The following is a 14,373-nucleotide window of genomic DNA, read 5'->3' on the forward strand; positions in this document are numbered from 1 at the left end:
CCATCATTATGGCCATTTCCCTGACCAGATTAGGGGTGTTCCCGCTTCAGGACCATCAATCTTCATGCCCAGCGACACAGACAGAGACAAAGGTCATCCGCCCCCTGCCCTGCCCGCCATCCGGGTGGATGCATTGACAAAGAAATTCGGCCCGGTCACTGCCCTGGACCAGATCAGCTTCACCGTGCCTGCCGGCCATACCATGGCCCTGCTGGGTGGCAATGGTGCCGGCAAGACCACCACCATTTCCATCCTGCTGGGCCTGTTGCTGCCTACATCGGGTAAGGTGGAGGTGCTGGGCCATGACATGGCCAGCCAGCGTTACCGCGTGCTGCCGCGGATGAATTTCTCCAGCCCCTATGTCGATCTGCCCCACCGGCTGACGGTGACCGAAAACCTGACCGTCTATGGCCATCTTTATGGGCTGACAGGGCTGAAGGCGCGCATCGCCCAGCTGGCGGAAGAGCTGGAACTGACCCGCCTGCTGGACCGGCCGGCCGGCAACCTGTCAGCCGGGCAGAAGACGCGGGTGGCGCTGGCCAAGGCGCTGATGAACGAACCGGAATTGCTGCTGCTGGATGAGCCGACGGCCAGCCTGGACCCAGATACGGCCGACTGGATCAGAACCTATCTGGAACGCTATCGCGCCCGCACCGGGGCCACCATCCTGCTGGCCAGCCATAATATGGCAGAGGTGGAACGGTTGTGTGATGGCGTGCTGATGATGAAGGGCGGCCAGATCGTGGATCGTGGATCGCCGGACGACCTGCTGGCCCGCTATGGCCGCGCCACGATGGAAGATGTCTTCCTGGACATTGCCCGCGACCGCCGCAGCGGCGATCAGGCAGCGCAAGGGTGAAGGCTCTGTGGCAATTCCCTTGTATTTTCCGTTAACGGCCTTCCATCACCCAAGCAACGATCTTTCCATTCGGCAAGCCCCCATTTCACGCGCGGGGGCCGGTTCTGCCCTGCAATCAGGTGGGGTGACAGCGGCGGTTGCGCTTGATACGAAACCATTCATGTCGAACGCGACCGTCACCCCCGCCAGCGCTCCGCGCCGTGCCGTTGTTGAACGCACGACGAAGGAGACCCGCATCCGCGTCGCCGTCAACCTGGACGGCACCGGGCAGTACAAGGTTTCCACCGGCATTGGTTTTCTCGACCATATGCTGGAACAGCTCTCCCGCCATTCACTGATGGACCTGGAGGTGGAGGCCGAGGGCGACCTGCATATCGATTTCCACCACACGACCGAGGATAGCGGCATCGCCATCGGTGAGGCGGTGATGAAGGCACTGGGCGACCGCAAAGGCATCCAGCGCTATGGCGACGCGCTGATCCCGATGGATGAAACGCTGACCCGCGTTGCCATCGACATGTCGAACCGGCCCTATCTGATCTGGAAGGTCAATTTCACCCGCGACAAGCTGGGCGACATGGATACCGAACTGTTCAAGGAATGGTTCCAGGCCTTCGCCCAGGCGGCGGGTGCCACGCTGCATGTTGAAAACCTGTATGGTGAGAATAATCACCATATCGTGGAGAGCTGCTACAAGGCGCTGGCGCGTGCCTTCCGCGTTGCGGTCGAAATCGATCCGCGCAAGGCCGATGCCGTTCCCTCCACCAAGGGCGTGCTGGGCGGGTCGCTGTAACCCCGTTCCCATGCCGGTTCGATGAAGGCGTATCCGATGACCGAAACCGTCGCCCTGATCGACTATGGTTCCGGCAACCTGCGCTCCGCTGCCAAGGCGCTGGAGCGTGCGGCGGCCGATGCCGGGCTGGATAGCCGCATCCTGGTTACCGCCGATCCGGCCAATGTGGCCAAGGCCGACCGGGTGGTGTTGCCCGGCGTCGGTGCCTTCGGCGATTGCCGCGCCGGGCTGGATGCGGTGCCGGGCATGGTCTCCGCCCTGTATGAGGCGGTGATCATGCATGGTCGCCCCTTCTTGGGCATCTGTGTGGGGATGCAGTTGCTGGCCAAGCTGGGGCGCGAACATGGCGACCATGCCGGTCTGGGCTGGCTGGATGCGGAGGTGGGGCCGCTGACGCCAACTGACCCGACGCTGAAAATCCCGCATATGGGCTGGAATGAACTGCACCTGCAGGCCCCTGCCCATCCGGTGCTGGCTGAGCTGGCTGAGGGGGCGCACGCCTATTTCGTGCATTCCTATGCCATGCGGGTGGCGGACCCGGCGCAGGTGCTGGCCACCTGTGATTATGGCGGGCCGTTCACCGCCATTGTCGGGCGGGACAATATTGTCGGCACCCAGTTCCACCCGGAAAAAAGCCAGCAGGCGGGCCTGACCCTGATCGCCAATTTCCTGCGGTGGCGACCATGAGTGACAACGCCGTCCCCAACACGGAAACCAGCGTCGAACTGGTCACGGAATTCCGCCGGGTTGACCTGATGGACCTGTATGACGCCACCGAAGCCGCCATCCTGGATGGCGGCGGCTTCGGTTGGGTCATGCCGCCGGAACGCGATGTGCAGGAACGCTATTGGAAGGGCGTATTGGCCGTGCCGGAGCGCAGCCTGTTCATTTGTCGGCTGGATGGCATTGTCGCCGGATCGGCCCAACTGGTGCGTCCGACCCGCAATAATGAGGCGCAGAGCTTTGCCTGCAGCCTGACCACCGCCTTTGTCGCCCCTTGGGCGCGTGGGCATGGGCTGGCGCGCAAGCTGACCCAGGCGGTGATCGATCAGGCGACCAAGGAAGGCTTCCGGCTGCTGAACCTGGATGTGCGCGACACCCAGCACAGCGCCATACGGCTTTACGAGAAGATGGGCTTCATCCGCTGGGGCACGCACCCGCATTATGCCCGCGCCATGGGCCGCGATATCAGCGGCCATTTTTATTACAAAACCTTGGAACAGCAGGGGGACGGGGAAGACCCGTCCGGGGAGCCTTAAGCCATGATCCTTTTTCCCGCCATCGACCTGAAGGACGGCAATGCCGTGCGCCTGCTGCGCGGTGAGATGGAACAGGCCACCATCTTCAATGCCGATCCGGCTGCCCAGGCGGAAAGCTTCGCCACCCAGGGCTATGAATGGCTGCATCTGGTGGATCTGAACGGTGCATTCGCCGGCAAGCCGGTCAATGGTGCTGCGGTGGAGGCCATCCTGTCCCGCGTCTCCCTGCCCGCACAGTTGGGCGGCGGCATCCGCGACATGGACACCATTGACTATTGGCTGTCGCGCGGCATTGCGCGGGTTATCCTGGGCACCGTGGCGGTGAAGAACCCGGCCCTGGTGAAGGAAGCCTGCAAGGCCTTCCCCGGCAAGGTGGCCGTCGGCATTGATGCCCGCAACGGCTATGTCGCCGTGGAAGGCTGGGCGGAGACCAGCGAGCTGAAGGCGCTGGATCTGGCGCTGAAGTTTGAGGATTGCGGTGTGGCCGCCATCATCTACACCGACATCGACCGCGATGGTGCCATGGGCGGCGTGAATGTGGAGGCCACCGCCGATCTGGCCAGCCACCTGACCACCCCGGTCATTGCGTCCGGCGGTGTCTCCTCCATCGCCGATCTGGCGGCGCTGAAGGAGGTGGAGGAGACCGGTATTATCGGCGTGATCTCCGGCCGCGCGCTTTATGATGGCCGCATTGATCCGGCGGCGGCACTCGCCCTGCTGCGCGGGGAGTAAGGCCGATGCTGAAGGCCCGCATCATCCCCTGCCTGGACGTGAAGGACGGGCGCGTCGTCAAGGGCGTGAATTTCGTCGATCTGATCGATGCCGGCGACCCGGTGGAACAGGCCAAGGCCTATGATGCCGCCGGTGCGGATGAACTGACCTTCCTGGACATCACCGCCAGTTCCGACAACCGCGACACCATCTATGACGTGGTGCGCCGCACCGCCGAGCAGGTGTTCATGCCGCTGACTGTGGGTGGTGGTGTGCGGGTGGTGGAAGATATCCGCAAGCTGCTGCTGGCGGGTGCCGATAAGGTGTCGATCAACACCGCCGCCGTCCACCGCCCGGAATTCGTGCGTGAAGCAGCACAGAAATTCGGGGCCCAATGCATCGTGGTGGCCATTGATGCCAAATCGGTGGAGCCGGGTCCGAACGGAGAACCGCGCTGGGAGATTTTCACCCATGGCGGGCGCAACCGCACCGGGCTGGATGCGGTGGAATGGGCCAAACGCATGGCGGAATATGGGGCGGGTGAAATCCTGCTCACCTCCATGGACCGTGACGGCACCAAGCAGGGCTTCAATCTGCCCTTGACGCGGGCGGTGGCCGATGCGGTCAGCATCCCGGTCATCGCGTCGGGCGGGGTGGGCAACCTTGACCATCTGGTGGAAGGGGTGACCCAGGGCCATGCCTCGGCTGTGCTGGCTGCCAGCATCTTCCATTTCGGCACCTATTCCATCCGCCAGGCCAAGGAACATATGGCGGCGGCAGGCATCCCGGTACGGCTTTAGGCAGAACGGAAAACACCATGGCAGGGGCTAAGGACAAGCCGGCGAATGGCAGCGGCACTGCCGCTGTGCTGGATGAGGTTTATCAGACCATCCTGGCGCGCAAAGGCGGCGACCCGGAAAGCTCGCACACCGCGCGCCTGTTCGCGCGTGGTCGCGCCAAGATCGCCCAGAAGGTGGGCGAAGAGGCGGTGGAAGCGGTTATTGAGGCGATGCGCGGCGACAAGGACAAGCTGGCCGCCGAATCCGCCGATCTGTTGTACCATCTGCTGGTGCTGTGGGCCGATGCCGGGCTGGAACCGGCGCAGGTCTATGGCATCCTGGAAGGACGCAAAGGCATCAGCGGGATTGCGGAAAAGAAAAGCCGCAAGCCCGCCTGACCTGTACCATCATGGGCGGAAATAACAGCGTTTCAGCGGAAGGATCGTTCCCTTGATCTATGATCGCAGCAACATCTTCGCCCGCATTCTGCGCGGGGAAATTCCCTGCAAGAAGGTCTATGAAGACCCCTATGCGCTGGCTTTCCACGATATCAACCCACAGGCGCCCACCCATATTCTGGTGATCCCCAAGGGGCCCTTCTGCTCCTTCGCGGATTTCAGCGCCCAGGCGACGGAGCAGGAAATCACCGGCTTCATCCGCGCCGTCGGGCTGGTGGCGCGTCAAGCCGGGCTGGATGACAGCGGCTATCGCTTGCTGGCCAATCACGGGCCGGACAGCCACCAGGAAGTGCCGCATTTTCATGTGCATATCGTCGGCGGTCGCCCGCTGGGGAAGATGCTGGCCTGAGGCAGACATTCCGGCGGCTCCGGATACATGCCCGGGTGCCGCCGCTTGTCTAAGAATTACAAATACAATCATATATGATTATTTTCTTTTCGGAAAATTTCCGTAAAGCAGGTGGCATGAAGAGTCTAATTTTGCGTCACATATCAATATATTTTAAATAGATAATATTATTTATGTCGTTTCCATTTAAGAACTTAATACATCATCCATAAAAATTTATAAATTTTGTTACAAAATTTCGCTATCTGTTGATTTTATATATTATTCATTCATCATTAAGTCGCCCTTTGCATACATGAATAGGGAACGGAAATGCGCATTTCCCACCGGCTTCTGATTCCGGTTGTTATCCTGTCCCTGGTCACCTTGGCTGTTTTCTCGGTGTCGGCCATAGGCTTGCGGCAGGAAAAACAAGCCAATCTCGATATGGTCCGGATGGATCTGATGCGTTACCACGTCGGTGAGATACGCTCGCTCAGCCGTGCCGTGCAACGTGATACGCTGAACACCCTTGTCGAGAGTGCCGAGGACCGCAAAGCCTATGCGGATCGGGCAGCCAAGCGCATCAAGGAACTGAATGCACGGGTCGACCGGCTGGCCAACATCATGGGGGCGGAGACCGCTGCCCTGCAGATGGAAGGCTTCGCCCCCACCCAGCGGCAGGTCATGTCCAGCCTGACGAGGGTGATTGACGCGGCCCTGGCGGGCAATATTCCCGCCGCCCACAGCCTGTTCAACGAAGAGACACGGCCAGCGGAACGCGCCGCCTCCAAGGTGGCCGACAGCTTTATCGAGGCGATGGACAAGCGGATCGAGACCGCGACCCAGGAGAGCAAGGCCCTTGCCGCCCTGGTAGAGCGGGCACAGATGATCACCGCCCTGGTGGGGATCATCATTGGCGTCGGTCTGGCCTTGTTCATCAATCAGCGGGGCGTCAGCCAGCCGCTGGCGCATCTGACGACGGCCACCAGTGCCATTGCCGCCGGTCAGCTGGACGCCAATATCCCGGCCCAGGAACGGCGGGATGAGCTGGGGGCGCTGGCGCGTGCCCTGCTGATTTTCCGCGATCAGGCCCGCGCCAACCGCGATCTGGAAGAACAGGCGGCCCTGGCCCGTGCAACTGCCGCCCAGCAGCGACGCCAGGCCCTGCAGGCCATGGCGGATACGGTCGCCAGTGAGACGACCCGCACCGTGGACACGGTCAGCCAATCCACCCGGCTGATGGGCCAGTCAATGCAGCACCTGTCCAGTCTGGCTGCCAGCGTGGCCGATGACAGCGCCGCCGTCGCCACTGCCAGCGCCCAGGGGCTGGCCAATGCCCAGGCGGTATCCAGTGCCGCGGAGGAGCTTTCAGCTTCTATCCAGGAGATCAGCGGCTCGGTGCAGCGCGCTGCCAGTGTCATCGGCACAGCGGTGGCCGGGGGCAGCCGGGCGCAGGAAACCATTGCCAGCCTGTCGCAGGCGGTGGAGCGGATTTCGGAAGTAACGGTTCTGATTGGTGAAATCGCACAGCAGACCAATCTGCTGGCATTGAACGCCACGATTGAGGCTGCCCGCGCCGGCGATGCGGGCAAAGGCTTTGCCGTGGTGGCAGGGGAAGTGAAATCGCTGGCGACCCAGACCGCACGGTCCACGGACGATATCACCCGGCAGATCAGCGACATTCAGTCCGCCACCCGCGCCGCGGTGGAGGCGATGGCCAATGTCAGCACCCACATTGAAGAGGTGAATGGCGTTGTCACCATCATCGCCGCCGCGATGGAGGAACAGGGGGCCGCAACGCGGGAAATTGCCCGCAATGTCAGCGAGACCAGCCGGGCCAGCCTGGAAGTGAGCGAGCGGATCGGCAATGTCAGCCAGGGGGCCGGCGAGGTGGATCAGCAGGCGGGCGAGGTCACCCGCACGATTACCGTCATTTCCCAGGATATCGGTGCCCTGCGGGACACCCTGATCCAGGTGGTGGAAGGCGCCAGCAAGGCCGCCTGACCACCGCCTTTGCGGCGGTGGTTATCGGCAGACCAGAGCAAAAGAAAAATATCCGGGATGGCATCGCCATCCCGGTGCAATCACCAGGACTGAAGGGAAAGCCGGTCAGGCGACCGGCTGTTCCTGTTCGGCCTCGTTGCCATCCACCTCGTCACCGTCATCGCCCTCCTCACCTTCGAAGGGGCCGCTGCCGGCCGGGCCATTGTCATAGCGCGGGTTGTTCTGGCGCTGACGGGCCTCGTGCTCGTTGATCTGGCACATGATGCGGAAATAATGCTCCGCGTGCTGGAGGTAATTCTCCGCCGCGATGCGGTCGCCGGACGCCTGGGCATCACGCGCCAGCGCCTGATACTTGTCGTAAACCTGGAAAGCATTGCCACGGATGCGCACATCCGGGCCATTGCTGTCGTAATTCTGCTGACGCTGCGGCCCGTTCTGACGGCGATTGCCGCCATTATTATTGCCACCGCCGCCGCCGCCACCATTACCACCGTTGCCGCCGCCGCCATTATTACCGCCGCGGCCGCGTGAACGCCGTGTATTCGGTCCTTGTCTCATTCGCTTTGTGCTCTGGCCCCTGGAGTTTCCTGCCCTCGGACTGTCGGCGTTTTGGTCCATGCCTGTTCTTGGCGATTGACCATTTTAAGGGGGCACATTTGCCCCATGCCCCCTTGGGCACGCCCCAAACCCTGGTCACGAGGGCTGTCATGTCGGCAGGCGCCCCACGCGCGGCTACCGCATGAGCCGGACCCTAGCGGGTGTTGCGGCCTATTCCAACAGGTTTTTTTCGCTGGTCTGGGCTGGCCATTCACCAACCGCCACGCGGTCACGCCCGCCCAGATCGCAAATGGTGGCCACAGCATCCAATCCGGCATCGCGGAACAGGGCCGCCACCGCCGGTCCCTGGTCCGCACCATGTTCCATCGCCACCAGCGCACCGGGTGCCGCCAGCCGGGCCAGATCGGGCAACAGCAGCCGGTAAGGGCCCAGCCCATCCGGCCCGCCGGCCAGCGCCCGCCAGGGCTCGAACCGCACCACCTCCACCTGCAGACCGGCAATATCGGCATCGGGGATATAGGGCGGGTTGGAGACGATGATGTCAAAGCCCCCTCCCCCCAGCGCCGTCGCCCAATCCCCCGCCAGGAATTGCGCGCGGTTCCCCAAGCCCAACCTTTGGGCATTACCCCGCGCCACGGCGGCGGCGGCGGGCGACAGATCCCCCCCCACCCCGGATGCGGCAGCATATTCGGACAGCAGCGCCAGCAGAATGGCCCCCGTTCCGGTGCCAAGATCAAGGATACGCCAGGGCTGGCCCCGCTGCGGCCGGCGCTTCAGCACGGTTTCAACCAGGGTTTCCGTATCCGGGCGGGGGATCAGGGTTTCCGGCCCCAGCAACAGTTCCAGGCCCCAGAATTCCCAATTGCCCAGGATGCGCTGCACCGGTTCCCGCGCTGCCCTCCGTTCCACCAGCCCGTCAAAATGCGCCAGCCGGTCGGCGGGCACGCGCAGGCCCTGCGGCCGGCGCAGGCGGCTGGTGGGGATACCAAAGGCTGCTTCGGCCAGATAGAGCAGGTCCAGCCGCGCCTCCTCCACCCCCAGCGCTGCCAGCCTTGCCGCTGCCGCCGCCAGCAGGGGGGAAAGCTCCACATCGTTCGACATGCTCATTTCCTTGATCCCGCTTCCCGCAGCCGGGCCAGGGCGGCGAAAGGATGGTTTTCATCCACCGGCGGGGCATTGCGCTGGCGTTCGGCCTTGGCGTGGGTGGGGCGACGGCGCACCCAGGCGGGCGGCTGCGCCACTTCGCCTTCCGCCGGTGGGGGCTGGCGACGCTCGCGCCAGCCCAGTGCGGCCAGGATACCCGGCAATTCATCATTGGCGCAGGCCGCCAGCGGGGCCAGCCCGGCCAGATCGCTCAAGCGTCCATCGGCACCGCTGCGCCGCGCCAGTTCAGCCTCCAGCCGATCCACCATATCCATGCGGATGGCGCGCGGCCCGACCGGCAGATATCCTGCGGCCAGCAGCAACCCATCGGCCAGATCCGGCCCGCGCGGCACGGAAATCCGCCCCGGCGGCGGTACCGGGGCCGGCAGGGCCGCCCCTTCCCGCACGGACCAGAGCAGGGCCAGCAGCGAAGCCGGGCGCGGCTTGGCGAGCGCGGGCAGGAAAACCCGGCTGAATCCCAGCCGCACCCCGTGATCGTAAAGCTGCTTGCGGGCGGGCTTGTCCAGGCTGTCGATCAGCGGGTCCAGCACCGGGCGGGGCAACTGCCCCGCCGCATCGGCCAATTGATAGGCGATGCCGCGCGCCGGGCCGGACAGATCGGCATCGCGCAGCCGCAACAGGGCGGACAGGTCACGCCGGATGCGTTCCTGCACGAAATCCAGCAGCTTTTGTCGTGCCCGGTCACGTTGGCTGCCATCCAGCAGATCGTCCCGCAGCAAACGCACATCCGGGTGCAGCAGGTCGCGCCCCGCCGCCAGCCGGGCCAGCGGCACATCCTGCCAGCGCAGCACCCCGTCGTTGCCCAGCGCCAGCGTGTCCGGCCCTGCCGCTTCCAAGGCTGCCACCCGGCGCGCCACCTCTTCGCGCAGCACACGGCGGGCGGCAGTCATCAAGGTGGGGCGGTCATCCTCCCCCACATCGGCTTCCATGGTGAAGGCGAGGCCGGTCAGCGCGCCGACGCGGTGCCCCTCCACCATGACCACGCCAGCCGCATCGACATGGCCCAGCAGGTCGCGCCCGTCGCGCAGCACCTTCACCAGCCCGGCCGATCGCTTGTCGACAAAGCGCTGCGTCAACCGTTCATGCAGCGCGTCGGACAGCTTGTCCTCCACCGCGCGGGTCAGTCCCTGCCAGTGGCGGGCATCCTTCAACCAGTCGGGCCGGTGCGCCACATAGGTCCAGGTGCGCACATGGGCGATGCGGGCCACCAGCGCATCAATATCGCCTTCCACCTTGTCCAGCCGCTGCACCTGGGCGGCGATGAAATCGGTGGGCAGCCGCCCGCCCGGCGCCATCAAATGGTGATATATTTGGGCCAGCAGCTTGGTATGGGCATCCGTCATGGTCTTGCGGAAATCGGGGATCTGGCAGACCTCCCAAAGCTGCTTCACCCCGCCGGGCCGGCGGGTCAGGCCCATCAGTTCCCCATCCTGAGCCAGCGCCTGCAAGGCCAACTGGTCATCGGCCGGACGGGCGCGCAGCAGCAGGGGCGAGGGTGGCCGCGCCTCCAGCGTGCGCAACAGCCCCTCAACGGAGCGTAAATCCAGGTCGGCATTGCGCCAGGTCAGGTTGGTCAGCGGCTGGAATTCATGGTTTTCCACAGCTTGGATGGTCTGTTCATCCAGCGGCGAACAGTCCCAGGTGGTGCCGAAGGTGCCGTCACTCTGGTGGCGGCCGGCCCGGCCGCCGATCTGCGCCACCTCTGCGGCGGTCAGCCGGCGGGGGCGATGGCCGTCAAACTTGGACAGGCGGGCAAACCAGACATGGTCCACATCCATGTTCAGGCCCATGCCGATGGCGTCTGTCGCCACCAGATAATCCACGTCACCGGCCTGATACATGGCCACCTGGGCATTGCGGGTACGGGGGCTGAGCGCCCCCATCACCACCGCCGTGCCGCCACGCGAGCGGCGGACCATTTCGGCCAACTGATACACTTCCGTCACCGAAAAGGCGGTGATGGCGCTGCGCGGCGGCAGCTTGGTCAGCTTCTTATGCCCGCCATAGGTCAGTTGCGAGAAGCGGGGGCGGGAGATGATCTCCACCTTGGGGATCAGCTTCTGGATCAGCGGGCGGATCATGTCCGACCCCAGAAACATCGTCTCCTCCCCGCCGCGCGCGTGCAGCAGCCGGTCGGTGAAGATGTGCCCGCGCTCATCATCGGCACAAAGCTGGATTTCATCCACACACAGGAACTGCACGCTGCGGTCCAGCGGCATACTTTCCACGGTGCAGACCCAGTAACGCGGGGAAGAGGGGATGATCTTCTCCTCCCCCGTCACCAGGGCGACATGCGCCTCCCCTTTCAGCTTCACCAGCTTTTCATAGTTCTCCCGCGCCAGCAGGCGCAGGGGAAAGCCGATCATGCCCGTGCGATGGGCGGCCATCCGCTCCATCGCCAGATAGGTCTTGCCGGTGTTGGTGGGGCCCAGCACGGCAATCACCCGGCCCTGTTGGGTGGCAAGCGGGAAGGCCGGATGGACGGATGGCGGATGCGCGTTCATGCCCCTATGGATGGGCGGGCCGGCGCGATAATGCAAGAGGCCCCGCGATGGCCCCAGACCCGCCATAGAATCGCCACGCCAGCCCACCATTTCAGGTTCCATGCGACAGATATTCCGCCATATCACCCGCGCCGCCCCCGCCCTGCTGCTGCTGGCCGGGTTGTCATTGCCGGCCCCTCAGGCCCTGGCCCAGGCCACCCCTGCCGGTGCCGCCAATCTGGAACGGTTGATCCAGGACCGGTTGAAGGCCGCCGCCAGCAACGAACCGGACCAATTCCGCCTGGAACGGGTGCCGGAGGTGCAGGTGACGGCCCAGGGCGACGTCTACGCCGTCAGCCTGCCCAAGCTGCGGGTGCTGACCGATGGCGGCTGGCTGCTGGAAGCCCCGGTGGTGGAAGCGGAGGTGAAGCCCCTGCCCGATGGCGGCTGGAATGTGGAAGCCAGCATCCCGCAACCGCTGTCGGTGTTCAGCGAACGCGGCTTCCGCGCCGGCGATTTGACCATCGGCCAGCAGAAACTGCACGCCCGCTGGTCAGGCGATGGCTATCTGCTGAATGCGGCCGATCTGTCCCTGGCCAATGTCGCCTTCCACCCCACCAGCGGCGGCGGCCTGTTCAACCTGGCCAGTCTGGCGCTGAAACTGGAACCGGCGCGTGTGACCGGCGATGCCTGGACGGGGATTTTCAATCTGGCCTTGGGTGGGCTGAACTTCCAGGCCCCGACAGGAATGGAGAAGATTGCCCTGCAGAAGCTGCGCCTGCGCGGCGATGCGGCGGGACTGGATCTGACCAAATTCGCCCAGGTCAGCCGCGTCTGGCGGGGCGGTAGCCTGCCCACGGCCGACCAGATGGAACGGCTGGCAACGGCCCTGAAGCTGGAGCTTGATCTGGCGGGGTATCAGCAGGTGCATAATGATGGCCGCCGCACCAAGCTGGACAGCGGTGGCGGCACCCTGGCGCTGGATGGCTTGTCCGGCGAGCGGGCCGGGATGCAGCTGGATTGGCGCCATGCCGGGCTGGACCGGCGCGGGGCGGATATCGACCCCGCCCTGGTGCCCGCCAGCGCCGATATTTCCCTGAATGGCAGCCGGCTGCCACCGGCCCCGCTATTGGCCCTGCTGGCCACCTATGCCAGCGACACCAGCGACGGGCCGCGCAAGGCCGCGCGTGAGCAACTGTTCACCGCCATGCAGACCGCCGGTTCCAACCTCAATATTGACCGGCTTTCCCTGAAAAGCCCGCAAACAGCGGTCAGCGGTAATGGCGCTTTCAAGTTTGCCAGCCAGAACCCGCGCGGCCTGACCGGCCAGGCCGATCTGTCGATGAGCGGCATTGACCGGCTGATCGCCGCCATCCAGGCCAGTGGCGGGGCCAAGGCGGCCGGCACAGCCATCGCGCTTTACGCGGTGCAGGGGCTGGGCCAGCCGGAACAGGGGGCCGATGGCCTCAGCCATCGCTATCAACTGCACATCCTGCCCGACGGGCGGATCATGCTGAACGGCAATGACATGCAGAATGTGGCTGGCCTGCTGACCCGGTAAGGGGCCAGCCTGCGCAGGCGTTTTCAACGCTTAACGCCGGACATCGGCGGCGGCCACCGCAACCAGCCCGGCAGCGATGAAGCCCAGCCCGGCAATGTTGGTGAAGGTCATCGCCTCCCCCAGCCACAGGGCCGATGCCACCAGCCCCACCACCGGCACGGCCAGGGTGGAGAGCGACAGGGTGATGGCCGGCAAGGCGCGGTTGACCGTCACCATGGCCCAGAAGCAGAAGGCGGTGGCCAGCGGGCCGTTATAGACCAGCAGGGTGACCAGCTCGCCCGACCATTGAATATGCGCTACATCCTCTGTCGCCAGCGCGAAACCCCCGGTCAGCAGGGTGGCCATGCCCATCTGCCAGGGGGCCAGCGACAGGGGCGTGCCCACCCAGCGGTGCCCGCGCACCTGGATGATATTCACCGCCCACAGGGCCGCCCCCGCCATCAACATGCCATTGCCGGTCAGCACGGCCGGGTCTGACCAGTCAAAGGCGGCCGGGTTGAACAGCACCGCCACCCCCGCCAATCCCAGCAGCAGCCCCCCCACTTTCAATGGCGACAGTTTCTCCTTCAGGAAGATCAGGGCCAGCGGCACCACCCAGAGCGGGGTTGTATAGGCCAGGATGCCGGCGCGGCCCGCCGGCACATGCTGCAGGGCCAGCGTCACCAGCATCATGAAGCCGGTCATCTGCAAAACCCCCACCGACAGCAGCACCGGCAGGTCGCGTCGGGCCGGCAGCCGCAACTGCCCCGCCACCCAGGCCACCGGGATCAGCGTGGCCGTCCCCAGTGCCAGACGGGCGGCGACGAACAGCATGGGCGGCATCTGCCCCACCACCCGCTTCATCACCGGCCAGTTGACACCCCAGAGCAGGATCACCAACCCCAACAGGGCGGCGGCCACCAGCGGGGTTACCGGGCGGGAAGACGGGTGGGCGGGGGCCTTGGCGCTTTCATCGGCCATGATGTTGGACTACCTCTTGGGCGATCATCGGGGAACGGCGCGCCGGCCCCCTTGCCGCAGCAGGAACAGGAATGCCGCCATGGCCGTCTACGCGACCCGGATGGAAAACAAGTTGACCCAGGCTTTAGAGCCCCAGGCCCTGGTCATCAAGGATGTCTCGCACAGCCATGCCGGCCATGCCGGGGCCGACCATCCCGGCGGGGAGACGCATTTCGACGTCACCATCGTTTCCGCCCGGTTCCAGGGGTTGGGCCGGGTGGCCCGTCAGCGGCTGGTCTATGAGGTGGTGAAGGATGAGTTGGCCGAGCGGGTCCATGCGCTTTCCATCAAGGCGCTGACCCCGGAAGAGGCGGTGAAGGGCTGAATCACGCCCGCGCCCATTGCAACCCTGCTGCGCGTCGTTGCGTCGCAGGGTTTTTTGCAGTGCAACATGACAGGGTCTAGGCTGAAAGC

At 64.7% G+C, this 14,373-nt stretch carries 15 protein-coding genes; 11 read left to right on the forward strand and 4 right to left on the reverse strand.

Annotated elements, in window-relative coordinates; genetic code table 11:
• Positions 1-64 precede the first annotated feature (64 nt).
• The 9 genes from GE253_RS16785 to GE253_RS16825 all read left to right on the forward strand — a co-directional run bounded on the left by GE253_RS16785 (position 65) and on the right by GE253_RS16825 (position 7,194).
• Entirely contained in the window at positions 65-859 is a 795-nt protein-coding gene (locus GE253_RS16785; RefSeq protein WP_153205294.1) for an ABC transporter ATP-binding protein, read from the forward strand.
• A 160-nt stretch (positions 860-1,019) separates the two neighbouring features.
• On the forward strand, positions 1,020-1,652 hold the full coding sequence (hisB, locus tag GE253_RS16790; protein ID WP_153205295.1) for an imidazoleglycerol-phosphate dehydratase HisB: 633 nt from the start codon (positions 1,020-1,022) through the stop codon (positions 1,650-1,652).
• 36 nt (positions 1,653-1,688) lie between these two features.
• Positions 1,689-2,339, forward strand: coding sequence for an imidazole glycerol phosphate synthase subunit HisH (gene hisH, locus GE253_RS16795; RefSeq protein WP_153205296.1), 651 nt, complete (start codon positions 1,689-1,691; stop codon positions 2,337-2,339).
• On the forward strand, positions 2,336-2,911 hold the full coding sequence (locus tag GE253_RS16800; protein WP_153205297.1) for a GNAT family N-acetyltransferase: 576 nt from the start codon (positions 2,336-2,338) through the stop codon (positions 2,909-2,911). The genes hisH and GE253_RS16800 overlap by 4 nt, the downstream gene beginning before the upstream one ends.
• A 3-nt stretch (positions 2,912-2,914) precedes the next feature.
• Positions 2,915-3,643, forward strand: a complete 729-nt coding sequence (gene hisA, locus GE253_RS16805; RefSeq protein WP_153205298.1) for a 1-(5-phosphoribosyl)-5-[(5-phosphoribosylamino)methylideneamino]imidazole-4-carboxamide isomerase — start codon at positions 2,915-2,917, stop codon at positions 3,641-3,643.
• 5 nt (positions 3,644-3,648) lie between these two features.
• On the forward strand, positions 3,649-4,422 hold the full coding sequence (gene hisF / locus GE253_RS16810) for an imidazole glycerol phosphate synthase subunit HisF (RefSeq protein WP_153205299.1): 774 nt from the start codon (positions 3,649-3,651) through the stop codon (positions 4,420-4,422).
• A 17-nt stretch (positions 4,423-4,439) separates the two neighbouring features.
• The gene (locus GE253_RS16815; RefSeq protein WP_153205300.1) at positions 4,440-4,799 is read left to right on the forward strand and encodes a phosphoribosyl-ATP diphosphatase; all 360 of its coding nucleotides are present in this window, start codon (positions 4,440-4,442) and stop codon (positions 4,797-4,799) included.
• Positions 4,800-4,851: 52 nt separating this feature from the next.
• Positions 4,852-5,208, forward strand: a complete 357-nt coding sequence (locus GE253_RS16820; RefSeq protein WP_153205301.1) for a histidine triad nucleotide-binding protein — start codon at positions 4,852-4,854, stop codon at positions 5,206-5,208.
• Between the two features lie 312 nt (positions 5,209-5,520).
• A complete protein-coding gene (locus GE253_RS16825; RefSeq protein ID WP_153205302.1) occupies positions 5,521-7,194 on the forward strand; it encodes a methyl-accepting chemotaxis protein in 1,674 nt (557 codons plus the stop codon).
• Positions 7,195-7,299: 105 nt separating this feature from the next.
• Here GE253_RS16825 and GE253_RS16830 read toward each other — a convergent pair whose 3' ends face one another.
• The 3 genes from GE253_RS16830 to GE253_RS16840 all read right to left on the reverse strand — a co-directional run bounded on the left by GE253_RS16830 (position 7,300) and on the right by GE253_RS16840 (position 11,420).
• Complete coding sequence (locus GE253_RS16830; protein WP_153205303.1) at positions 7,300-7,752, reverse strand: DUF4167 domain-containing protein; 453 nt, start codon at positions 7,750-7,752, stop codon at positions 7,300-7,302.
• A 210-nt stretch (positions 7,753-7,962) separates the two neighbouring features.
• Positions 7,963-8,859 (reverse strand): peptide chain release factor N(5)-glutamine methyltransferase, encoded by an 897-nt coding sequence (gene prmC, locus GE253_RS16835; protein WP_247878708.1) that lies wholly within the window; start codon positions 8,857-8,859, stop codon positions 7,963-7,965.
• On the reverse strand, positions 8,856-11,420 hold the full coding sequence (locus GE253_RS16840; RefSeq protein WP_153205304.1) for a helicase-related protein: 2,565 nt from the start codon (positions 11,418-11,420) through the stop codon (positions 8,856-8,858). The genes prmC and GE253_RS16840 overlap by 4 nt, the downstream gene beginning before the upstream one ends.
• 100 nt (positions 11,421-11,520) lie before the next feature.
• On the opposite strand from GE253_RS16840, the gene GE253_RS16845 reads away from it, so the two are divergent.
• A complete protein-coding gene (locus tag GE253_RS16845) occupies positions 11,521-12,960 on the forward strand; it encodes a DUF2125 domain-containing protein (RefSeq protein WP_153205305.1) in 1,440 nt (479 codons plus the stop codon).
• Between the two features lie 30 nt (positions 12,961-12,990).
• Here GE253_RS16845 and GE253_RS16850 read toward each other — a convergent pair whose 3' ends face one another.
• Entirely contained in the window at positions 12,991-13,920 is a 930-nt protein-coding gene (locus GE253_RS16850) for a DMT family transporter (RefSeq protein WP_153205306.1), read from the reverse strand.
• A gap of 79 nt (positions 13,921-13,999) precedes the next feature.
• On the opposite strand from GE253_RS16850, the gene GE253_RS16855 reads away from it, so the two are divergent.
• Positions 14,000-14,284 (forward strand): BolA family protein, encoded by a 285-nt coding sequence (locus GE253_RS16855; RefSeq protein WP_153205307.1) that lies wholly within the window; start codon positions 14,000-14,002, stop codon positions 14,282-14,284.
• Positions 14,285-14,373: the final 89 nt, after the last annotated feature.

This window comes from Niveispirillum sp. SYP-B3756, from assembly GCF_009495745.1.
Classification (GTDB): Bacteria; Pseudomonadota; Alphaproteobacteria; order Azospirillales; family Azospirillaceae; genus Niveispirillum.

Bases quoted from the DNA above. Each gene is read 5' to 3' on its own strand.
- GE253_RS16785 (WP_153205294.1), top strand. From the start codon at position 65: ATGCCCAGCGACACAGACAGAGACAAAGGTCATCCGCCCCCTGCCCTG.
- hisB (WP_153205295.1), top strand. From the start codon at position 1,020: ATGTCGAACGCGACCGTCACCCCCGCCAGCGCTCCGCGCCGTGCCGTT.
- hisH (WP_153205296.1), top strand. From the start codon at position 1,689: ATGACCGAAACCGTCGCCCTGATCGACTATGGTTCCGGCAACCTGCGC.
- GE253_RS16800 (WP_153205297.1), top strand. From the start codon at position 2,336: ATGAGTGACAACGCCGTCCCCAACACGGAAACCAGCGTCGAACTGGTC.
- hisA (WP_153205298.1), top strand. From the start codon at position 2,915: ATGATCCTTTTTCCCGCCATCGACCTGAAGGACGGCAATGCCGTGCGC.
- hisF (WP_153205299.1), top strand. From the start codon at position 3,649: ATGCTGAAGGCCCGCATCATCCCCTGCCTGGACGTGAAGGACGGGCGC.
- GE253_RS16815 (WP_153205300.1), top strand. From the start codon at position 4,440: ATGGCAGGGGCTAAGGACAAGCCGGCGAATGGCAGCGGCACTGCCGCT.
- GE253_RS16825 (WP_153205302.1), top strand. From the start codon at position 5,521: ATGCGCATTTCCCACCGGCTTCTGATTCCGGTTGTTATCCTGTCCCTG.
- GE253_RS16830 (WP_153205303.1), bottom strand. From the start codon at position 7,752: ATGAGACAAGGACCGAATACACGGCGTTCACGCGGCCGCGGCGGTAAT.
- prmC (WP_247878708.1), bottom strand. From the start codon at position 8,859: ATGAGCATGTCGAACGATGTGGAGCTTTCCCCCCTGCTGGCGGCGGCA.
- GE253_RS16840 (WP_153205304.1), bottom strand. From the start codon at position 11,420: ATGAACGCGCATCCGCCATCCGTCCATCCGGCCTTCCCGCTTGCCACC.
- GE253_RS16845 (WP_153205305.1), top strand. From the start codon at position 11,521: ATGCGACAGATATTCCGCCATATCACCCGCGCCGCCCCCGCCCTGCTG.
- GE253_RS16850 (WP_153205306.1), bottom strand. From the start codon at position 13,920: ATGGCCGATGAAAGCGCCAAGGCCCCCGCCCACCCGTCTTCCCGCCCG.
- GE253_RS16855 (WP_153205307.1), top strand. From the start codon at position 14,000: ATGGCCGTCTACGCGACCCGGATGGAAAACAAGTTGACCCAGGCTTTA.